Source organism: Streptomyces sp. NPDC107500 (assembly GCF_055582785.1).
Genome location: NZ_JBVJPF010000001.1, coordinates 1,117,282 through 1,138,809, shown reverse-complemented (window position 1 = coordinate 1,138,809; position 21,528 = coordinate 1,117,282). Strand labels below are relative to the sequence as shown.

At 71.6% G+C, this 21,528-nt stretch carries 13 protein-coding genes, 1 tRNA gene and 1 pseudogene; 6 read left to right on the top strand and 9 right to left on the bottom strand.

Annotated elements, in window-relative coordinates:
• Nucleotides 1-13 precede the first annotated feature (13 nt).
• Entirely contained in the window at nucleotides 14-670 is a 657-nt protein-coding gene (locus tag ACZ67M_RS05030) for an ANTAR domain-containing response regulator (RefSeq protein ID WP_122615019.1), read from the bottom strand.
• A 101-nt stretch (nucleotides 671-771) separates the two neighbouring features.
• Between ACZ67M_RS05030 and ACZ67M_RS05025 the strand changes: the two genes are divergently transcribed.
• Nucleotides 772-845 (top strand) — tRNA-Leu (locus tag ACZ67M_RS05025).
• A gap of 48 nt (nucleotides 846-893) precedes the next feature.
• Here the strand turns inward: ACZ67M_RS05025 and pyk are convergent.
• On the bottom strand, nucleotides 894-2,324 hold the full coding sequence (gene pyk / locus ACZ67M_RS05020; protein ID WP_469849569.1) for a pyruvate kinase: 1,431 nt from the start codon (nucleotides 2,322-2,324) through the stop codon (nucleotides 894-896).
• 237 nt (nucleotides 2,325-2,561) lie between these two features.
• On the opposite strand from pyk, the gene ACZ67M_RS05015 reads away from it, so the two are divergent.
• Nucleotides 2,562-4,370, top strand: coding sequence for a bifunctional metallophosphatase/5'-nucleotidase (locus tag ACZ67M_RS05015; RefSeq protein WP_361361433.1), 1,809 nt, complete (start codon nucleotides 2,562-2,564; stop codon nucleotides 4,368-4,370).
• A 21-nt stretch (nucleotides 4,371-4,391) separates the two neighbouring features.
• On the opposite strand, the gene ACZ67M_RS05010 is transcribed toward ACZ67M_RS05015, so the two are convergent.
• From ACZ67M_RS05010 to ACZ67M_RS05000, 3 genes are all read right to left on the bottom strand, one after another.
• Nucleotides 4,392-5,795: a lysine N(6)-hydroxylase/L-ornithine N(5)-oxygenase family protein gene (locus ACZ67M_RS05010; RefSeq protein ID WP_469849567.1), complete on the bottom strand. Its 1,404-nt coding sequence runs from the start codon at nucleotides 5,793-5,795 to the stop codon at nucleotides 4,392-4,394.
• Nucleotides 5,796-6,326: 531 nt separating this feature from the next.
• A complete protein-coding gene (gene pepN / locus ACZ67M_RS05005) occupies nucleotides 6,327-8,825 on the bottom strand; it encodes an aminopeptidase N (RefSeq protein WP_469849565.1) in 2,499 nt (832 codons plus the stop codon).
• 100 nt (nucleotides 8,826-8,925) lie between these two features.
• Nucleotides 8,926-9,252: a chorismate mutase gene (locus ACZ67M_RS05000; RefSeq protein WP_122614883.1), complete on the bottom strand. Its 327-nt coding sequence runs from the start codon at nucleotides 9,250-9,252 to the stop codon at nucleotides 8,926-8,928.
• Nucleotides 9,253-9,375: 123 nt separating this feature from the next.
• Here ACZ67M_RS05000 and ACZ67M_RS04995 point away from each other — a divergent pair, with 123 nt between their 5' ends.
• Together ACZ67M_RS04995 and ACZ67M_RS04990 are read left to right on the top strand one after the other, a co-directional pair.
• Nucleotides 9,376-10,272 (top strand): hypothetical protein, encoded by an 897-nt coding sequence (locus ACZ67M_RS04995; RefSeq protein WP_392103594.1) that lies wholly within the window; start codon nucleotides 9,376-9,378, stop codon nucleotides 10,270-10,272.
• Between the two features lie 27 nt (nucleotides 10,273-10,299).
• Nucleotides 10,300-10,929, top strand: a complete 630-nt coding sequence (locus tag ACZ67M_RS04990; RefSeq protein ID WP_163015641.1) for an SIMPL domain-containing protein — start codon at nucleotides 10,300-10,302, stop codon at nucleotides 10,927-10,929.
• 21 nt (nucleotides 10,930-10,950) lie between these two features.
• On the opposite strand, the gene ACZ67M_RS04985 is transcribed toward ACZ67M_RS04990, so the two are convergent.
• Nucleotides 10,951-11,673 carry a vWA domain-containing protein gene (locus ACZ67M_RS04985; RefSeq protein ID WP_392009269.1) on the bottom strand — a complete coding sequence of 241 codons (723 nt, stop codon included), beginning with the start codon at nucleotides 11,671-11,673 and terminating at the stop codon, nucleotides 10,951-10,953.
• A gap of 180 nt (nucleotides 11,674-11,853) precedes the next feature.
• On the opposite strand from ACZ67M_RS04985, the gene ACZ67M_RS04980 reads away from it, so the two are divergent.
• Nucleotides 11,854-12,768 carry a chitosanase gene (locus tag ACZ67M_RS04980; protein ID WP_469849564.1) on the top strand — a complete coding sequence of 305 codons (915 nt, stop codon included), beginning with the start codon at nucleotides 11,854-11,856 and terminating at the stop codon, nucleotides 12,766-12,768.
• A gap of 101 nt (nucleotides 12,769-12,869) precedes the next feature.
• Here the strand turns inward: ACZ67M_RS04980 and ACZ67M_RS04975 are convergent, their stop codons facing one another.
• The 3 genes from ACZ67M_RS04975 to ACZ67M_RS04965 all read right to left on the bottom strand — a co-directional run bounded on the left by ACZ67M_RS04975 (nucleotide 12,870) and on the right by ACZ67M_RS04965 (nucleotide 20,033).
• Nucleotides 12,870-14,333, bottom strand: a complete 1,464-nt coding sequence (locus ACZ67M_RS04975) for a glutamate synthase subunit beta (RefSeq protein WP_361361444.1) — start codon at nucleotides 14,331-14,333, stop codon at nucleotides 12,870-12,872.
• Nucleotides 14,326-18,870, bottom strand: a complete 4,545-nt coding sequence (gene gltB / locus ACZ67M_RS04970; protein WP_453441520.1) for a glutamate synthase large subunit — start codon at nucleotides 18,868-18,870, stop codon at nucleotides 14,326-14,328. Before gltB ends, ACZ67M_RS04975 begins: the two co-directional genes overlap by 8 nt.
• A 431-nt stretch (nucleotides 18,871-19,301) precedes the next feature.
• Complete coding sequence (locus ACZ67M_RS04965; RefSeq protein ID WP_385802623.1) at nucleotides 19,302-20,033, bottom strand: VIT1/CCC1 transporter family protein; 732 nt, start codon at nucleotides 20,031-20,033, stop codon at nucleotides 19,302-19,304.
• Between the two features lie 234 nt (nucleotides 20,034-20,267).
• Here ACZ67M_RS04965 and ACZ67M_RS04960 point away from each other — a divergent pair.
• Nucleotides 20,268-21,290, top strand: a pseudogene (locus ACZ67M_RS04960) (ADP-ribosylglycohydrolase family protein); the annotation flags it as partial.
• Nucleotides 21,291-21,528: the final 238 nt, after the last annotated feature.

Genomic DNA, 21,528 nt, shown 5'->3' with positions numbered 1-21,528 from the left:
GTGGTCCCGGGTGTCAGCCCTTGGCCGCCTTCTTCTCGTCGGCGTCCTGGATGACCGCCTCGGCCACCTGCTGCATCGACATCCGCCGGTCCATGGAGGTCTTCTGGATCCAGCGGAAGGCGGCCGGCTCGGTCAGGCCGTACTCCGTCTGGAGCACCGACTTGGCCCGGTCCACCAGCTTCCGCGTCTCCAGGCGCTGGCTGAGGTCGGCGACCTCCTTCTCCAGCTCCTTCAGCTCGGTGAACCGCGAGACGGCCATCTCGATCGCCGGAACGACGTCGCTCTTGCTGAACGGCTTCACGAGATACGCCATGGCGCCGGCGTCCCGGGCCCGCTCCACCAGGTCGCGCTGGGAGAACGCGGTGAGCATCAGCACCGGCGCGATGCTCTCCTCGGCGATCTTCTCGGCCGCGGAGATGCCGTCCAGCTTGGGCATCTTCACGTCGAGGATCACCAGGTCCGGCCGGTGCTCGCGGGCCAGCTCCACGGCCTGCTCCCCGTCCCCGGCCTCGCCGACGACGGAGTAACCCTCCTCCTCCAGCATCTCTTTGAGGTCCAGCCGGATGAGCGCCTCGTCCTCGGCGATGACGACACGGGTCGTCAGCGGAGGCACGTGCGACTTGTCGTCGTCGGGCACGTCTACGGGCTGGGGCGACTCGGGGGAGGTCACGTGAGCTCCTAGTTCGGGGCAGGGGTACCGCTGACAAGAGCCTACCTAGCTCCTGTATCTTTGAGTCACCGAGGGGCTACACTGACCTTCGGTTCGAAGAGGCTCCGGTAGTCCAATCGGCAGAGACGATGCCCTCAAAAGGCATTCAGTGTGGGTTCGAGTCCCACCCGGGGCACTTTACCTTCATTTCGAAGGCATCCCTCAGATCAGTCGAGGCACCCGTTCAGCGGTCGTCCTCCCCGATGTGATGCACCCGCACCAGGTTCGTCGTACCCGAGACCCCGGGCGGTGAGCCCGCCGTGATGACCACGACGTCACCCTTCTGACAGCGGCCGTACCTGGTGAGCAGCTCGTCCACCTGGTCGACCATCGCGTCCGTGGAGTCCACGTGCGGACCCAGGAAGGTCTCCACCCCCCAGGTCAGGCTCAGCTGCGAGCGGGTGGCCGGCTCCGGGGTGAAGGCGAGCAGCGGGATGGGCGAGCGGTAGCGGGACAGTCGGCGGACGGTGTCGCCGGACTGGGTGAAGGCCACCAGGAACTTCGCGCCGAGGAAGTCGCCCATCTCCGCCGCGGCCCGGGCCACCGCGCCGCCCTGGGTGCGGGGCTTGTTGCGCTCGGTCAGCGGGGGCAGGCCCTTGGCCAGGATGTCCTCCTCCGCCGCCTCGACGATCCGGGCCATGGTGCGCACCGTGTCGGTCGCGTGCTTGCCGACGCTCGTCTCGCCGGAGAGCATCACCGCGTCCGTGCCGTCGATGACCGCGTTGGCCACGTCGGAGGCCTCCGCGCGGGTGGGACGGGCGTTGTCGATCATCGAGTCGAGCATCTGGGTGGCGACGATCACGGGCTTGGCGTTGCGCTTCGCCAGCTTGATCGCGCGCTTCTGGACGATCGGCACCTGCTCCAGGGGCATCTCGACGCCGAGGTCGCCGCGGGCGACCATGATGCCGTCGAAGGCGGCGACGATGCCCTCGATGTCCTCCACGGCCTGCGGCTTCTCGACCTTGGCGATGACGGGCAGGCGGCGGCCCTCCTCGTCCATGATGCGGTGCACGTCGAGGATGTCCCGCCCGCTGCGCACGAAGGACAGCGCGATCACGTCGAAGCCGTTGCGCAGGGCCCAGCGCAGGTCGTCCTCGTCCTTCTTGGACAGCGCGGGGACGGACACCGCGACGCCCGGGAGGTTGAGGCCCTTGTGGTCGGAGACCATGCCGCCCTCGATCACCGTCGTGCGGACGCGGGGCCCGTCGATGCCGGTGACCTCCAGGCAGACCTTGCCGTCGTCGACGAGGACGCGCTCACCGGGGGTGACGTCGGCGGCGAGGCCGGCGTACGTGGTGCCGCAGGTGTGGCGATCGCCCTCGACGCCCTCCTCGACGGTGATGGTGAAGGTGTCGCCGCGTTCAAGGAGTACGGGACCCTCACCGAAGTGGCCGAGGCGGATCTTCGGACCCTGAAGGTCGGCGAGGGCGCCGACGCTGCGGCCCGTCTCGTCGGACGCCTTCCGGACACGGCGGTAACGCTCTTCGTGCTCGGCGTGGGTGCCGTGGCTGAAATTGAAGCGGGCGATGTCCATTCCGGCGTCGACCAGGTCCTTGATCTGGTCGTACGAGTCGGTGGCGGGCCCAAGAGTGCAGACGATCTTTGCTCGGCGCATGGGTCGAGCCTATGACTTACCGGCCAGTAGCGAATTGGCCACGTATGACCACTCAACAACCTTTGAGTAAAGGGTTATTGACAAGTGTTGAATTGTGCGCCGGGGCGCTCCGATGAGCATTCCGGGCGGTTCTTATTGCGCCTTTCGGGCAATTGAACGACCCCCTGTTGACAGGCGAGGTGATCACGCAGGAATCTACGCGCGTTGTTGATGCCGTGCCGTCGAGGAGATCCCGTCATGCCGTTCAACCGCCGGAAGTTCCTGAGCAGGTCCGCAGTGACGGGAGCGGGGGTGGCGCTGGCCGGTGCGGCGGCGGCTCCGGCGGCCGAGGCGGCGCCCGCCGCGCACCGGGGCCGCAGGCGGCCCAAGCGGTACGCGCTGACCGTGCTGGGCACCACCGACCTGCACGGACACGTCTTCAACTGGGACTACTTCAAGGACGCCGAGTACACGGACGCGGCGGGCAACGCGCAGGGACTGGCGCGCATCTCGGCCCTGGTCGACCAGGTCCGCGAGGAGAAGGGCCGCCACAACACGCTGCTTCTCGACGCGGGCGACACCATCCAGGGCACCCCGCTGACGTACTACTACGCGAAGGTGGACCCGATCACCGCCAAGGGCGGCCCGGTGCACCCGATGGCCCAGGCGATGAACGCCATCGGCTACGACGCGGTGGCGCTCGGCAACCACGAGTTCAACTACGGCATCGAGACGCTGCGCAAGTTCGAGGAGCAGTGCGACTTCCCGCTGCTCGGCGCGAACGCGGTCGACGCGAAGACGCTGAAGCCCGCGTTCCCGCCGTACTTCATGAAGACCTTCCGGGTGAAGGGCGCGCCGCCGGTGAAGGTGGCGGTGCTGGGCCTGACCAACCCCGGGATCGCGATCTGGGACAAGGCGTACGTGCAGGGCAAGCTCGCCTTCCCGGGGCTGGAGGAGCAGGCGGCGAAGTGGGTGCCCAAGCTGCGCTCGATGGGCGCCGACGTGGTGGTCGTCTCGGCGCACTCCGGCTCCTCGGGCACGTCCTCCTACGGCGACCAGCTCCCGTACGTCGAGAACGCGGCGGCCAACGTGGCGAAGCAGGTGCCGGGCATCGACGCGATCCTCGTCGGGCACGCGCACCAGGAGATCGCGGAGCTGAAGGTCGTCAACGACAGGACCGGGAAGACCGTCGTCCTGTCGGAGCCGCTGTGCTACGCCGAGCGGCTCACTCTCTTCGACTTCGAGCTGGTATTCGAACGCGGGCGTTGGCACGTGGAGTCGGTGAAGGCGTCGCTGCGCAACACCAACACGGTCGCCGACGACCCGAGGATCACCCGGCTGCTGACCGACGAGCACGCCAAGGTCGTGGCGTACGTCAACCAGGTCGTCGGCACCGCCACCGAGGCTCTGACGACGGTGGAGGCACGGTACAAGGACGCCCCGATCATCGACCTGATCACCAAGGTGCAGGAGGACGTGGTCAAGGAGGCGCTGGCGGGCACCGAGTACGCGTCGCTGCCGGTGCTGGCGCAGGCGTCGCCGTTCTCCCGGACCTCCGAGATCCCGGCCGGCGACGTGACCATCCGGGACCTGTCGGGCCTGTACGTGTACGACAACACGCTGGTCGCGAAGGTGCTGACGGGCGCGCAGGTGCGGGCCTACCTGGAGTACTCGGCGGAGTACTACGTCCAGACGGCCGCCGGTGCCCCCGTGGACGTGGACAAGCTGACCAACGCGGGCGGCCGCCCGGACTACAACTACGACTACGTGTCGGGGCTGACGTACGAGATCGACATCGCGCGGGCGGCCGGGTCGCGGATCAGGAACCTCGCCCACGGCGGTGCGCCGCTCGCCGACGACCAGCAGTTCGTGCTGGCGGTGAACAACTACCGGGCCAACGGCGGCGGTGCCTTCCCGCACGTGGCGTCGGCCAAGGAGGTGTGGGCGGAGTCGACGGAGATCCGCACGCGCATCGCCGAGTGGGTGACGGCGAAGGGCGTGCTGGACCCGAAGGACTTCGCGTCCGTGGACTGGTCGCTGACGCGGGACGGCGCGCCGGTGTTCTGATCCGGTCCCGCCGGGTGGGCCTCAGACGCCGTCCACCAGGGGGATGAGCGTCCGGGGGCGGCGCGCGGACGGGATCTGCGGCTGTCCGCTCTCCAGGCCGAAGGTGGTGAAGGCGGTGCGGCCGGGCAGGGGGTACGGCTCCTGCCCGGTCAGGTCGTTGAGGATGGTCGCGCTGCGCCAGGCGGCGAGGCCGAGGTCGGGGGCGCCCACGCCGTGGGTGTGGGTCTCGGCGTTCTGGACGTAGACGTTGCCGCCGACGGAGGGGTCGAGGAGGAGGCGGAACCGGTCGTCGACGCGGGGGCGTTCGCGGCCGTCGCGGCGCATGTAGGGATCGAGGCCGGCGAGGACGCGGCCGAGGGGGCGCTCGCGGTAGCCGGTGGCGAGGACGACGGCGTCGGTGGTGAGGCGGGAGCGGGTCTTCTGCTGGGCGTGCTCCAGGTGGAGTTCGATCCTGGTGGTGGCGACGCGGCCGGCGGTGCGGACGTGCACACCGGGGGTGAGGACGGTGTCGGGCCAGCCGCCGTCGAGGGTGCGGCGGTACAGCTCGTCGTGGATGTCGGCGGTCGTGTCCGCGTCGATGCCCTTGTGCAGCTGCCACTGGGAGGCGACGAGGCGGTCGCGGACCTGTTCGGCCAGGCCGTGGAAGTAGCGGGTGTAGTCGGGGGTGAAGTGCTCCAGACCGAGCTTGGAGTACTCCATGGGTGCGAACGCCTCGCTGCGGCCCAGCCAGTGCAGCCGCTCGCGGCCGGCGGGCCGGTGGCGGAGCAGGTCCAGGAAGATCTCCGCGCCGGACTGCCCGGTGCCGATGACGGTGACGTGCCCGGCGGCGAGGAGCGCGTCGCGGTGGTCGAGGTAGTCGGCGGCGTGCAGGACGGGCACGCCGGGCGCGTCGACGAGGGGGCGCAGCGGGTCCGGGACGTCGGGCTCGGTGCCGACGCCGAGGACGACGTTGCGGGAGTGGGTGCGGCCGAGGGCCTCGGCCTCGCCGTCCGCGTCGAGCTGGGTGTAGTCGACCTCGAACAGTTCGCGCTCGGGGTTCCAGCGGACGGCGTCGACCTGGTGGTGGAAGCGGAGCGAGGGCAGGCTCTCGGCGACCCAGCGGCAGTAGGCGTCGTACTCGGCGCGCCGGATGTGGAAGCGCTCGGCGAAGTAGAAGGGGAACAGGCGGTCTCTGGCCTTGAGGTGGTTGAGGAAGGTCCAGGGACTCGCCGGGTCGGCGAGGGTCACCAGGTCGGCGAGGAAGGGCACCTGGACGCGCGCGCCGTCGATGAGCAGTCCGGGGTGCCAGTGGAAGGCGGGTCGCTGGTCGTAGAACACGGCGTCGAGCCCGGCGAGGGGGTCGGCGAGCGCGGCGAGGGAGAGGTTGAAGGGGCCGATACCGATGCCCACGAGGTCGCGGGGGGCGTCGGACGCGGTGGCGTTCATCGCGGAGCGGGTCCTTTCGGGGAGTTTTCCACGGGGGTGCGGAGCGCGGACGGCTCGGCGGGCCGGGCATGGAGGGCGGGCGGGGCACCCGTGAGCCGCGGCCGGCGGGCGGGAGCGCGGGGGGCGAGGGCGACGGCCCCGGCGGGGGCACGAGTGGCGTAGGCAGGGCCCGCGGCGCCGTTGGCGGGCACCGTGTCCAGGGCGCGGAGCGCCGCGGCGGCGCGGGCGGCGCGTGAGGCGACGCCGAGCGGGGGGCGCGGGACGCGGGCCCCGCCGAGAGCGGGCGGGGCGGCGGGCCCGGAGGGCGATGGCGCGCGGGGTGAGAGGTCGCGTGGGGTCCGCGGGGCGTGGGTGCCGTGCGGGTTCCGGGTGGGGGGCGGGAGGCCCATGTGCTGTCCTCCGGGCGCGGGGACGGGGAGCTCCAGCTTGGACGCGAATGCGCCGTTACGCCCGGACAGCCCAACGATCACACCCGAAAGGGTGTACGCCCGCGGCCGGTTCCCCGGGTGGGGGAACCGGCCGCGGCGGGTTTCAGCGCGCGTCGGCCTCCCGCACCCGCAGCGCCCGGGCCAGGTCGTCCAGCTGGTCGGCGAGCTTGCGGCGCAGGGCGGGGATCGGGCCGTCGCCTTCCAGGCACTCCCGGCCGAGGCGCAGGTTGGCGTCGTCGACGGCGTGGCCGGGGAAGGCCCAGCGGCCGGCGGCGTCGGCGATGGCGGGGCCGCGGCGGGCGGCGACCGCGACCGCCTCGGCGTAGTAGCGCGGCACGTAGTCCCGCACCAGGTCGGCCTGTTCGGGCTGCCAGAAGCCCTGGGCGGTGGCGGTGAACAGGTAGTTGGAGAGGTCGTCGGTGGCGAACATGGCCTCCCAGGCCCGGCTCTTCGCCTCGGCGTCGGGCAGCGCGGCGCGGCAGCGGGCGGCGCCCTCCTGACCGGTGGCGCTGGGGTCCCGGGCGAGTTCGGCGGCGATGGCCTCCTCGCCGGTGGCGCCGAGGACGGCGAGGCGGGTGAGGATGCGCCAGCGCAGCTCGGGGTCCAGCTCCGGGCCGCCCGGCACGGTGCCGTCGGCGAGCCAGGCCGCGATGGTGTCGGGGTGGGCGGCGGTGGCGATGCGGTGGCGCACGGCGATGAGGCGCAGCCCGGGGTGGTCGCCGTCCTCGGTGCGGCGGATGAGGTCGCGGCACAGCTCGGCGAGGACGGACAGCGCGGCCGGACGCCGCTCGGGCGTGACGTAGCGGTCGGCGACCTGGCCCGCGGCGAAGTTGAGGACGCCGTCGACGAGGGCGAGGTCGGTCTCGTACGGGAGGTGGGCGCGGGCGATGTCCAGGTAGGTGCCGGCGGGGAGGTCGCCGTCGCGCACCGCGTCCCGCAGGGCGTTCCAGACGACGGCCCGGGTGAGCGGGTCGGGCAGTCCGGACAGGCCCTCGCGGACGGTCCGGAAGGACTCGGCGTCGAAGCGGACCTTGGCGTAGCTGAGGTCGCCGTCGTTGAGGACGACCAGGGCGGGCAGCTTGCCGATGGCCCGGGGTTCGGCCTGGGGCAGGTCGACGTCGAGGCGTTCGCGCAGGGTGAGGCGGCCCTCAGGGCCCGGGTCGCGGTCGTAGAGGCCGACGGCGACGTGGTGCGGGCGGCTGCCGTCCCGGTCGACGGCGAGCAGGCGGCCGCCGTTGTCGCCGGTGACGCGCGGGGTGAGGGTGTCGACGCCGGTGGTGCGCAGCCAGGCGTCGGCCCAGGCGTGGACGTCGCGGTCGGTGGCGGCGGCGAGGGAGTCGATGAAGTCGGCGAGGGCGGCGTTGCCGAACTTGTGGCGCTCGAAGTGGATGTTGATGCCGGCCAGGAAGTCCTTCTCGCCGAGCCAGGCGACGAGCTGGCGCAGGGCGGAGGCGCCCTTGGCGTAGGAGATGCCGTCGAAGTTGAGCAGGGCGGAGGCGGTGTCCTCGACGTTCTCCGGGGCGACGGGGTGGGTGGAGGGGCGCTGGTCGGCGTCGTAGCCCCAGGCCTTGCGGGTGACGCCGAAGTCGGTCCAGGTGTCGGCGAAGCGGGTGGCCTCGGCGGTGGTCTGGTAGCCCATGTACTCGGCGAAGGACTCGTTCAGCCAGATGTCGTCCCACCACCGGAGGGTGACGAGGTCGCCGAACCACATGTGGGCCATCTCGTGGGCGATGACCATGGCGCGGGTCTGCCGCTGCGTCTCGGTGACCGCGGACCGGAAGACGAACTCGTCGCGGAAGGTGACCAGTCCGGGATTCTCCATGGCGCCGGCGTTGAACTCGGGGACGAACGCCTGGTCGTAGGAGTCGAAGGGGTAGGGCTCGGTGAACTTCTCGTGGTAGCGGTCGAAGCAGGCGCGGGTGACGTCGAGGAGTTCGCCGGCGTCCGCGTCGAGGTGGGGAGCGAGCGAGCGGCGGCAGTGGATGCCGAAGGGCAGGCCGCGGTGCTCGGTGCGCACGGAGTGCCAGGGGCCGGCGGCGACGGCGACGAGGTAGGTGGAGATCAGCGGGGTGGTGGCGGCCTGCCAGCGGCCGTCGCCCAAGTGCTCGGTGACGCCGTTGGCGAGCACGGTCCAGCCCTCGGGGGCGGTGACGGTGAGGTCGAAGACGGCCTTGAGGTCGGGCTGGTCGAAGGCGGCGAAGACGCGCTGCACGTCGTCCAGGAAGAGCTGGGTGTAGACGTAGGTCTCGCCGTCGGCGGGGTCGGTGAAGCGGTGCATGCCCTCGCCGGTGCTGGAGTAGCGCATGGCGGCCTCGACGCGCAGCTCGTGCTCGCCCGGGGTGAGGGACTTCAGGGCGAGCCTGTTGTCGTCCAGGGCGGCCGGGTCGAGGGGTTGTCCGTCCAGGGTGACGGTGCGCAGCTCGGCGGGCCTGACCTCGACGAAGGTGTCCGTGCTGTCCGTGTCGTCGCGGACGGTGAAGCGGATGACGGTGCGGGAGTCGAAGGTGTCGTCCCCACGGGTGAGATCGAGGTCGATCGCGTAGTGGTGGACGTCGAGGAGCCGGGAACGGGTCTGCGCTTCGTCGCGCGTCAGTACGGACATGCACGACATGCTGCCTGATGCCGTCGGCAGGGCACAGGGGCGGTTCGGTACGCGGAGAATGTCCGGCGCGCGCCCCCACGGGCGGGGGCGCGGTCGCCGGTCAGCCGGAGGCCGAGCTCTCCGCGATGCGCTCGTGGTGGTGGATCACCTCGGCGATGATGAAGTTCAGGAACTTCTCGGCGAACGCCGGGTCCAGCTTGGCGCTCTCGGCCAGGGCGCGCAGCCGGGCGATCTGCTTCGCCTCACGGGCCGGATCTCCGGGCGGCAGCTGGTGGCGGGCCTTGAGGTGGCCGACCTGCTGGGTGCACTTGAAGCGCTCGGCGAGCATGTGGACGACGGCCGCGTCGATGTTGTCGATGCTGTCCCGCAGCCGGGCCAGCTCCTCGCGGACGGCGGGGTCGACGGCATCCGTGTTGCTGGTGGTCATGGACGCCCACCCTACGGGCGTGGCGGCCACCGCCGCAGACCGTCTCAGGCCCTGAACGCCGTACAGTCGTCGTGAGGGTCCTCTCGGAGTGGACACGGGGTTCAGGCGTCTTGGGGGTCGGGCGTGGCGAACGGCGGACCGGTCGAGCACGGCTTCCCGCACCTGGCGACGGTGCGCGAGGCGGTCACCGCGCTGTACCGGCGGTTGTCGTACGACACCGTGCGGACGTTCGCCGCCAGTGTGGCCCCGGCCGACGTGGCGTTCAGCGACGCCGACGACCTGTATCTGGGCACGCAGCGGGTGGCCCACGAGCTGGTGCGGCACTACCGGCTGCCCGACGCCCGGATGATCGTCTCCTTCCGCGAGATGACGCACGCGGCGAACGTGGAACTCACGGCGGGCCCCGAGTACTTCGTCGAGCTGAACGAGCGCTTCCGCACCCACCGCCGGGACATCGGCGCGGCCCTCGCGCACGAGGTGATGCACGTCTACCTGCACCGGCTCGACCTGTCCTTCCCCGGCACCCGGGACAACGAGATCCTCACCGACACCGCGACGACGTACCTGGGCGCCGGCTGGCTGCTGCTCGACGCCTACCGGGAGGACTCGGCGTCCTCGCAGAAGCTGGGCTACCTGACCCCGGAGGAGTTCGGGTACGTGCTCGCCAAGCGGGCGCTGGTGTTCGGCGAGGACCCGTCGGTGTGGTTCACCAGTCCGCAGGCGTACACGGCGTACGGCAAGGGCCTGCGGCGGGCCCGCGAGGACGGGCAGCAACCGCCGCTCACCGCGGCCGGCTGGGCCGGCCGCCGCCGCTACGCACGGGACCGCCGCCACGCCCAGGACGCGCACACCGCGGGCCCCGCCGCGGAGGGCCCGTACCGGTTCACGCCGCAGGAGCACGGACCGCTGCGCGTGTCGTTCCCCTGCCCGACCTGTCATCAGCGGATCAGGGTGCCGGTGCGCGGCCGGGTGCGGGCCCGGTGCGGCCTCTGCCGGACAGTACTGGAGTGCGACACCTAGGGATTGCCTCGGTGCTTCAATGCCGGTATGACAAAGGCCATCGAAGAGCCCTGGGGGATCAGTGTGTCCGGCACGGGGACGGTGCGGACCGAACCCGGCCTCGCTCGGGTGCAGCCGGCGGTGGACGTGCTGGAGCCGTCGCCGGAGCGGGCGTTCCAGCAGGCCGGGGCGGCCGTGTCGCGGCTGCGGGAGGTCCTGCGGCGGCACGGCGTACCGGACGCCGCGGTGTCGGGCTCCCGGCTCGGGCTCAGCTCGGAGTACGACGGTCACGGGGGTGAGCGGACCCTCCTCGGCTACCGGTGCCAGGCCTCGTACTCGGTGGAGACGCGGGCGCTGGACGGTCTGGAACAGCTGATCACGGACATGGTGGACGCGGGCGCCCACCGGATCGACGGCGTCGAGTTCGACGTGCTCGACAAGCAGGCGCTGCGGGACGAGGCACGGCGCCGGGCGGTGGCCGCCGCCCGGCGCAAGGCCCAGGTGTACGCGGAGGCGGCGGACGTGCGGCTGGGCCCGGTGCTGCACATCCAGGACGTCGAGGCGGAGCCCTTCGCGCACTTCCGCGCGGCCAAGGCGGGCGGCGGGTCCGGCGACCTGGCGCCCGGCACGGTGGAGGTGTCGGCGGAGGTCCTGCTGGGCTTCTCGCTGCGGCACTGACCGCGCCCCGCCGACCGTCCGCTACGGCCGTACGATGCCCTGCGCGCGTGCGGCCACCAGCCACTTGGGAAACTCGCCCACCAGCCGGTCGTACAGCTCGGCGTCGGTCACCCGGCGCGGGTCGCGGCCCGCGTGGAAGAACCCGGCGTTGTCCACGATCCGCTTCTGCGGCACCGCCAGTTCGTCCAGCTTGCGCAGGTACTCGAACTGGCGGCTGCCCGGGTCGCCGAAGCCGACGAACTGCCAGAACAGCGGCAGCGGCGCCGCCTTGCACAGGTACCGTTCCGCCGCGAGCCGGTTGATCGGGCCGCCGTCGGTCTGGAAGACGACCAGGGCGGGGTGGCGGGCGCCGCTGTCCAGGTAGTGGTCGATGACGGCGTCCATGGCCAGGTGGTAGCTGGTCTTCCCCATGTGCCCGAGTCCGGCCACGATCCGCTCGATGCGCCCCTCGTGGCCGGCGAGCGCGATCTCGGTGACCGCGTCGACGTCCGTGGAGAAGAACACCACGGGCACGGTGCCGTCGTCGTCGAGGTGCGCGGAGAGCCCGAGCACCCGGTCGGCGAGCGCCTGCACACTGCCGTCCTTGTAGTACGGCTTCATCGACCCCGAGTAGTCGACGACCAGGTACACCGCCGCCCGCGCCCCCTCCAGCCCGTGCTTGGTGAGCGACACCCCGGCACTCTTGTACAGGTCGACCAGCGCGGGCGCCGTCTCCCGCACCTTGGTGAGACTGATCGCGGCCATCCGGACTCCCCCGTCACTCCTGACGTACGCCTACCGGCTGCCGAGGTTACGGCACCGCGCACCCCGCCTCCGGGAGCGGCCACCGGCATTCGCTATTTTGTTCGCCGCCGACCCCACCGGCGGTGACGGTCATGATCACGGCGCGCGGAGCGCCGTACCTACAGGCGGAGGTTTCCCGCGATGAGACGTGCCGGTGTGCTGCTTCTGGCGGCCGTTCCCGTGATCGCCGCGGGGGTGTACCTGGCGGTGCCGGCGGACCCCGAGGGCGCGGACGGCGCCGCGGACACCACGACCGCCACGGCCACCGCCCCGTCGTCCCGCGAGGACGCCAAGGGGCGGGCCGAACAGGAGCGGGCGGCGGACGACGCGCTGATCGCCGGCCTGCCGCCGGGGCTCGCCGCGCCGGACAAGAAGGAGCTGGCCCAGCAGCTGGTGTCCAGCGCCGAGAACTCGACCACCGCGTGGCGCACCGCGTACGGCACCGTCGAGGACCTCGGGGACGGCGACGGGTACACCGCGGGCATCATCGGTTTCTGCACCGGCACCCACGACCTGCTCACCCTGGTCGAGCGCTACACCGAGGCCCACCCGGGCAACGGCCTGGCCGCGTACCTGCCCGCCCTGCGCGAGGTCGACGGCACCGACTCCCACGAGGGCCTGGACCCGGGCTTCACGACGGCCTGGCGGGCGGAGGCGGAGGTTCCCGCGTTCCGCGAGGCGCAGGAGGAGGAGCGGGACCGCGTCTACTTCGAACCGGCGGTCCGCCTCGCCAAGCTGGACGGCCTCGGCACGCTGGGGCAGTTCGTCTACTACGACGCGATGGTCTTCCACGGCCCGGACACGGACGCCGAGGGCTTCTACGGGCTGCGCGAGCGGGCCATGGCCGAGGCGGGGACGCCCGCGCGGGGCGGCTCCGAGAAGGACTACCTGGGCGCCTTCCTGGACGTCCGCCGCCGGGCCATGGAGGCCAAGCGCCCGGGCATCGACACCTCCCGCGTCGACACCGCCCAGCGCCGGTTCCTGGCGGCCGGGAACCTGAAGCTGGAGACGCCGCTGGAGTGGGAGGTGTACGGGGACGCCTACCGGGCGCCCTGACACATGCGACAGCGCCTGCCCATGGTCCGGTCGGGGACGGGGCAGGCGCCATCAGTGTTCCGCACGCCTTTGTGCGGGACGTTCTTCGGTTGTTCCGTCCGTCAGACCACGAGTGCGCGGTCCGTCGGGCGGATCGGGGCCGGCAGGTCGCTGGCCCCGGTCAGGAAGCGGTCGGCGCCGCGGGCGGCCGAGCGGCCCTCGGCGATCGCCCAGACGATGAGCGACTGTCCGCGGCCGGCGTCACCGGCGACGAACACACCCGGCACGTTGGTCTGGAAGTCCGCGTCCCGGGCGATGTTACCGCGCTCGTCCAGGTCCAGGCCGAACTGGTCGACCAGACCGTTCTCCCTGTCCGTGCCGGTGAAGCCCATGGCGAGGGTGACCAGCTGGGCGGGGATCTTGCGCTCGGTGCCCGGCTTCGGGGTGAGCTTGCCGTCGATGAACTCGACCTCGCTCATGTGCAGCCACTGGACGTTGCCGTCCTCGTCGCCCTCGAAGTGGGTGGTGGAGACGGCGTAGACCCGCTCGCCGCCCTCCTCGTGGGCGCTGGTGACCTTGTACAGCATCGGGAAGGTCGGCCACGGCTGGCGCGCCGCGTCCCGCTCCTCGCCCGGCCGGGGCATGATCTCCAGCTGGGTGACGGAGGCCGCGCCCTGGCGGTGGGCGGTGCCCACGCAGTCGGCGCCGGTGTCGCCGCCGCCGATGACGACGACGTGCTTGCCCTCGGCCGAGAGCGGCGGGGCGACGTAGTCACCCTCCTGGACCTTGTTGGCCAGCGGCAGGTACTCCATGGCCTGGTGGATGCCGTTCAGCTCGCGGCCGGGGACGGGCAGGTCGCGGGCGGTGGTGGAGCCGGCGGCGATGACGACGGCGTCGTAGCGCTTCTTCAGGTCGGTGGCCTTCAGGTCGCGGCCGATCTCGACGCCGGTGCGGAAGCGGGTGCCCTCCGCGCGCATCTGCTCTATGCGGCGGTTGATGTGCCGCTTCTCCATCTTGAACTCGGGGATGCCGTACCGGAGGAGGCCTCCGACGCGGTCCGCGCGCTCGTAGACGGCGACCGTGTGGCCGGCCCGGGTGAGCTGCTGGGCCGCGGCCAGGCCGGCCGGGCCCGAGCCGATGACGGCGACGGTCTTGCCGGACAGGCGCTCGGGGGCCTGCGGGGCGACGTCCCCGGTCTCCCACGCCTTGTCGATGATCGAGACCTCGACGTTCTTGATGGTGACCGGCGGCTGGTTGATGCCGAGCACGCACGCGGCCTCGCACGGAGCCGGGCACAGGCGGCCGGTGAACTCCGGGAAGTTGTTGGTGGCGTGCAGCCGCTCGGACGCGGCCGACCAGTCCTCGCGGTAGGCGTAGTCGTTCCACTCGGGGATCAGGTTCCCGAGCGGGCAGCCGTTGTGGCAGAACGGGATGCCGCAGTCCATGCAGCGGCTGGCCTGCTTGCTGATGATCGGCAGCAGGGAGCCGGGGACGTAGACCTCGTTCCAGTCCTTGACGCGCTCCTCCACCGGCCGTGACTTGGCGACTTCGCGGCCGTGGTTGAGAAAGCCCTTGGGGTCAGCCATTGGTCGCCGCCTCCATCATCTTCTCGGTGATCTCGGTCTCGGAGAGACCGGCTCGCTCGGCGGCGTCCTTGGCGGCGAGCACTGCCTGGTACGTGCTGGGGATGATCTTGCTGAACCGCTCCACGGCGGCGGACCAGTCCGCGAGCAGCTTCTCGGCGACCGTGGACCCGGTCTCCTCGGCGTGCCGGCGCACCGCGTCGTGCAGCCAGTCCCGGTCGGCGTCGTCCAGGGCCTGTACGGCGCCGACGTTGCCGGCGTTGACGTTGTCGGGGTCGAGGTCGACGACGTAGGCGATGCCGCCGGACATGCCGGCCGCGAAGTTGCGCCCGGTCTCGCCGAGGACGACCGCGTGACCGCCGGTCATGTACTCGCAGCCGTGGTCGCCGACGCCCTCGGAGACGACCAGCGCGCCGGAGTTGCGGACGCAGAAGCGCTCGCCCACCTTGCCGCGCAGGAACATCTCGCCGCCGGTGGCACCGTAGCCGATGGTGTTGCCGGCGATGGTGGAGTACTCGGCGAGGTGGTCGGCGCCCCGGTCCGGGCGGACGACGATCCGGCCGCCGGAGAGGCCCTTGCCGACGTAGTCGTTGGCGTCGCCCTCCAGGCGCAGCGTGATGCCGCGCGGGACGAAGGCGCCGAAGGACTGGCCGGCGGAGCCGGTGAAGGTGATGTCGACGGTGTCGTCGGGCAGGCCCGCGCCGCCGAACTTCTTCGTCACCTCGTGGCCGAGCATGGTGCCGACCGTGCGGTTGATGTTGCGGATCTCGACCTGGGCGCGCACCGGGGCGGCCTGGGTGGCGTCCGAGGCGGAGAGCGCGTCCGAGGCGAGCTTGATCAGCTGGTTGTCGAGCGCCTTCTCCAGGCCGTGGTCCTGTCCGGTGGCCTGGTGGCGCACGGCGCCCTCGGCCAGCGCGGGCACGTGGAAGAGCGGCTCCAGGTCGAGGCCCTGCGCCTTCCAGTGGTTGACGGCGCGGGTCACGTCGAGGGTCTCGGCGTGGCCGACGGCCTCCTCGATGGAGCGGAAGCCCAGCTCGGCGAGGATCTCGCGGACCTCCTCGGCGATGAACTGGAAGAAGTTCACCACGTACTCGGCCTTGCCGGAGTACCGGTCGCGCAGCACCGGGTTCTGGGTGGCGATGCCGACCGGGCAGGTGTCCAGGTGGCAGACGCGCATCATGACGCAGCCGGAGACGACGAGCGGCGCGGTCGCGAAACCGAACTCCTCGGCGCCGAGCAGCGCGGCGATGACGACGTCCCGGCCGGTCTTCAGCTGGCCGTCGGTCTGCACGACGATGCGGTCGCGCAGGCCGTTGAGCAGCAGCGTCTGCTGGGTCTCGGCGAGGCCCAGCTCCCAGGGGCCGCCGGCGTGCTTCAGCGAGGTGAGCGGCGAGGCGCCCGTGCCGCCGTCGTGGCCGGAGATGAGGACGACGTCCGCGTGCGCCTTCGACACACCCGCCGCGACCGTGCCGACGCCGACCTCGGAGACCAGCTTGACGTGAATCCGCGCCTGCGGGTTCGCGTTCTTGAGGTCGTGGATCAGCTGGGCGAGGTCCTCGATGGAGTAGATGTCGTGGTGCGGGGGCGGCGAGATCAGGCCGACGCCGGGGGTGCTGTGCCGGGTCTTGGCGACCCAGGGGTACACCTTGTGGCCGGGCAGCTGGCCGCCCTCGCCGGGCTTGGCGCCCTGGGCCATCTTGATCTGGATGTCGTCCGCGTTGACCAGGTACTCGCTGGTGACGCCGAAGCGGCCGGAGGCGACCTGCTTGATCGAGGAGCGGCGCGCCGGGTCGTACAGGCGCTCCGGGTCCTCGCCGCCCTCACCGGTGTTGGACTTGCCGCCCAGCTGGTTCATGGCGATGGCGAGGGTCTCGTGCGCCTCCTGGGAGATGGAGCCGTACGACATGGCGCCGGTGGAGAAGCGCTTGACGATCTCGGAGACGGGCTCGACCTCGTCGATGGAGATCGGCGCCCGGCCGGACGTGAACCCGAACATGCCGCGCAGCGTCATCAGGCGCTCGGACTGCTCGTTCACGCGCTCGGTGTACTGCTTGAAGATGTCGTACTTGCCGGAGCGCGTGGCGTGCTGGAGGCGGAAGACGGTCTCCGGGTCGAACAGGTGCGGCTCGCCCTCGCGGCGCCACTGGTACTCGCCACCGATCTCCAGGGCCCGGTGCGCGGGCGCGATACCGCTGGCCGGATACGCCTTGGCGTGGCGGGCGGCGACCTCCTTGGCGATGACGTCGATGCCGACGCCGCCGATCTTGGTGGCGGTGCCGTTGAAGTACTTGGCGACGAACTCCTCGTCGAGCCCGACGGCCTCGAAGACCTGGGCGCCGCGGTAGGAGGCGACGGTGGAGATGCCCATCTTGGACATGACCTTGAGGACGCCCTTGCCGAGGGCGTAGATCAGGTTCCGGATGGCCTGGTCGGGCTCGCCGTCGTCGGACTGGAGGAAGGTGCCCGCGCGGACCAGGTCCTCGACGGACTCCATCGCCAGGTACGGGTTGACGGCGGCGGCGCCGAAGCCGATGAGCAGGGCGACGTGGTGGACCTCGCGGACGTCGCCGGCCTCGACCAGCAGGCCCACCTCGGTGCGCTGCTTGGTGCGGATGAGGTGGTGGTGGACGGCCGCGGTGAGCAGCAGCGAGGGGATCGGGGCGTGCTCGGCGTCCGAGTGGCGGTCGGAGAGGACGATCAGCCGGGCGCCGTTCTCGATCGCGGCGTCGGTCTCGGCGCAGATCTCCTCTATGCGGGCGGCGAGGGAGTCGCCGCCGCCGTGCACCCGGTAGAGGCCGGAGAGGGTCGCGGCCTTGAAGCCGGGCATGTCGCCGTCGGCGTTGATGTGGATGAGCTTGGCCAGCTCGTCGTTGTCGATCACCGGGAAGGGCAGCAGGACGCTGCGACAGGAGGCCGCCGTCGGGTCCAGGAGGTTGCCCTGCGGGCCCAGCGAGGAGCGCAGCGAGGTGACCAGTTCCTCGCGGATGGCGTCCAGCGGCGGGTTGGTGACCTGCGCGAAGAGCTGGGTGAAGTAGTCGAAGAGCAGCCGGGGGCGCTCGGACAGCGCGGCGATGGGCGAGTCGGTGCCCATGGAGCCGATCGGTTCGGCGCCGGTCTTGGCCATCGGCGCGACGAGGACGCGCAGCTCCTCCTCGGTGTATCCGAAGGTCTGCTGGCGGCGGGTGACCGAGGCGTGGGTGTGCACGATGTGCTCGCGCTCGGGCAGGTCGGACAGCTCGATCTCGCCGGCCTCGATCCACTCGGCGTACGGCTTCTCCGCCGCGAGCTGGGCCTTGATCTCGTCGTCCTCGATGATGCGGTGCTCGGCGGTGTCCACGAGGAACATGCGGCCGGGCTGGAGGCGGCCCTTGCGGACGACCTTCGCGGGGTCGATGTCGAGGACGCCGACCTCGGAGCCGAGGACGACGAGGCCGTCGTCGGTGACCCAGTAGCGGCCGGGGCGCAGGCCGTTGCGGTCGAGCACGGCGCCGACCTGGGTGCCGTCGGTGAAGGTGACGCAGGCGGGGCCGTCCCAGGGCTCCATCATCGTGGAGTGGAACTGGTAGAAGGCGCGCCGGTCCGCGTTCATGGAGTCGTGGTTCTCCCACGCCTCCGGGATCATCATCAGCACGGAGTGCGGCAGCGAGCGGCCACCGAGGTGCAGCAGCTCCAGGACCTCGTCGAAGGAGGCGGAGTCCGAGGCGTCCGGCGTGCAGACCGGGAAGATCCGCTCCAGGTCCGAGGACGAGCCGAACAGGTCGGAGGCGAGCTGGGACTCGCGGGCGCGCATCCAGTTGCGGTTGCCCTTGACCGTGTTGATCTCGCCGTTGTGCGCGACGAAGCGGTACGGGTGGGCGAGCGGCCAGCTCGGGAAGGTGTTGGTGGAGAACCGGGAGTGCACGAGCGCGATCGCGGAGGCGAAGCGGCGGTCGGACAGGTCCGGGAAGAAGGGCTCCAGCTGGCCGGTGGTCAGCATGCCCTTGTAGACGATGGTCCGCGCGGACAGCGACGGGAAGTAGACGCCGGCCTCGCGCTCGGCGCGCTTGCGCAGCGCGAAGGCGTGGCGGTCGAGGGCGATGCCCTGCGACTCGCCGTCGCTCACGAAGATCTGGCGGAAGACCGGCATGGTCGAGCGGGCGGTGGCGCCGAGCATCTGCGGGGCGACCGGCACCTCGCGCCAGCCGAGGACGGTGAGGCCCTCCTCGCCCGCGATCGTCTCGATCCGCGAGACGGCGTCCTCGGTGCCGTCCACCGGCAGGAAGGCGATGCCGACGGCGTACGACCCGGCCTCGGGCAGCTCGAATCCGGCCACCTCGCGGAAGAACGCGTCCGGCACCTGGGAGAGGATGCCCGCGCCGTCGCCCGAGTCGGGCTCGGAACCGGTGGCGCCGCGGTGCTCCAGGTTGCGCAGCACGGTGAGCGCCTGGTCGACCAGGGTGTGCGATGCCTCGCCGGTGAGAGTGGCGACGAAACCGACGCCGCAGGCGTCGTGCTCGTTGCGGGGGTCGTACATACCCTGGGCAGCAGGGCGAGCATCCATGAAGGACCAGTTCTGGCCACTCGCGGAATGCTGGGACGGCTGGCGCGGCGTACGCATCGGCTCTCCCGTCGTCGTCATCTGGCATGTGCAGGTGCCGAGGGACGACGTTGGCCCTCTGCGGTGTCGGTGCAAAATTTGGTGCAGGTTACATGATGGAGTGGTTCTCGGTAAACGGGACAATCCATTCCAACATGCGGACACCGGGGGTTGCGGCGGGGGTACCGCGGCCGGCGGTGGAAGCTATGGAGGACCGAAGCGCACAGATCGATGTCCGTCGGCCCGAAGGCGTGGAATGAGCGTCGTCGCTCGCCCCACGGGTGCGCGGCCGGCCTCATTGCCCACAGCGCTTACGGCTCATGCCCGGAGATTACGTACTCGAAACCAGCGAGTAACGGCTACTTATGCGGTCCCTCGCATAAGTTCGAGCCGGGCTATCCTACGGCCGTTCCGAACAGGCTGCCCAGGGCGTACGTCACACCGGCCGCCGCACCGCCGAGCGCGAGCTGCCGCAGTCCGCTGTACCACCAGCTGCGTGCCGTCACCTTGGCCACCACCGCGCCGCACAGGAACAGTCCGGCCAGCGCGAGCAGCACCGCGGGCCACAGGGCACCGGCGCCGAGCAGGAAGGGCAGCACGGGGAGCAGCGCGCCCAGCGCGAAGGAACCGAAGGACGACACGGCGGCGACGGTGGGCGAGGGCAGGTCGGAGGGGTCGATGCCCAGCTCCTCGCGGGCGTGTATCTCCAGCGCCTGCTCGGGGTCGCTGGACAGCTGCCGGGCCACCTCGCGCGCGAGCTCCGGTTCGACGCCGCGGGCCTCATAGAGCGCGGCCAGCTCGGCCTCCTCGTCCTTCGGGTGCTTCCTCAGCTCCCGGCGCTCCACGTCCAGCTCGGCCTCGACCAGCTCGCGCTGCGAGGCGACGGAGGTGTACTCACCGGCGGCCATGGAGAAGGCACCGGCGGCCAGACCGGCCATGCCCGTCAGGACGACGGTCTGCTGGCTCACCGCGCCGCCGGCGACGCCGGTCATCAGGGCGAGGTTGGAGACCAGGCCGTCCATCGCGCCGAAGACGGCGGGGCGCAGCCAGCCGCCGTTGACGTCGCGGTGGGTGTGGTTGTCGCGGTGCGCCTCGTGCAGCGGCGCCTCGGTCTCGATGATGGCCATGAGGGATCCCCCGGAGAGCTAGTTTGGATCGGTTCTACTTTTTAACAACACCCAATCTACGCCGGTCATTTCCGCCTCGCCAGCAAGGAAAGGCTGGGCTTACCTGCGGTTTTACCTTTCCGTGCTCATTCGTGATCTTCCCCGCACAGATGTCGACCGGGTGACGCTGGGCCCGGTGAGGCTGCGGTGCGCACCGCACCGGGGACAGATGCGCAGAGGGAGAGGAGAGGCCGCATGGCATCCACCGCCTGCATTCCCCCGGTCCCCGCGCCCGGCGACGCCGTCGGACTCCGCGAACGGGCCCGGGGCGCGCTGCTCGGACTGGCCGTCGGGGACGCCCTCGGGGCGCCGGCCGAGAACATGAAGCCCTCGGAGATCCGCGCCCGGTGGGGCCGCATCACGGGATACGTGGCCGACCGGCCGGCCGGCACCGACGACACCGAGTACGCGATCTTCTCCGGCCTGCTGCTCGCCCGGTACGGCGCCGCGCTCACCCCGGTGCACGTGGAGACCGCCTGGCACGAGTGGATCGCGGACCGGGAGGAGGGCCCCTTCCGGGGCGCGGGCTTCAGCGAACGCGGCACCCTGGAGAACCTGCGCCGGGGGCTGGCCGCACCGATCTCCGCCCAGCACCGCCATGCCTGGAGCGACGGCCTCGCCATGCGGGCCGCCCCGCACGGCGTGTTCGCGGCCGGCCGCCCCGCCGAGGCGGCCCGGCTGGTCGCGATCGACGGCTCGGTCAGCCACGACGGCGAGGGCATCTACGGCGGCCAGGCGGTGGCGGCGGGTGTCGCGGCGGCGATGGCCGGGGCGGCGCCGGTCGCGGTCGTGGCCTCCGCGCTGGCCGTCGTACCGGACGACTCCTGGACCGCCCGCTGTCTGCGCCGCGCGATGACGGCGGCGCATCGCGGCGAACGGGCGGTCCGCTCCGCGGTGGTCATCGGCGGCTACCCGTGGACCGACCTGGCACCCGAGGCGGTCGCCCTCGCCTTCGGCGCGTACGCGGCGGCCGACGGCGACTTCGCGGACGCGGTGCTGACGGCCGTCAACATGGGGCGCGACGCCGACACCACGGCCGCGGTGGCGGGCGCGCTGGCCGGCGCCACCCACGGTGCCGCCGCGATCCCGCCCGCCTGGGCCGCCGCCATCGGCCCCGCCCGCGGCACCTGCCTGCCGGCCATCGCCGGCCACCACGTCCTGGAGGTGGCGGACCTGCTGACGGGAGCGGCCGAGGGGATGCGGCGGGCGGTGCGAGATCCGGAACGGGTCCCCCCGGGACGCGAGGAGCCGAGGCACCCGTCCCACCCCGAAGCCCCCCGCACCTCCCTCCCACCCGGCGACCGGCCCCCATCTGCCCCCAGCCCGCACACCCCCTCCCCGACCGACGCGACACCGAAGCCACCCCGGCCCGCGCAAGCCGCACGGCCCACGGCACCCCACGACTCCCCCCTGCCGACCGACACCGCACTCCCCGGCGACCGGCCCCCACCGGAGC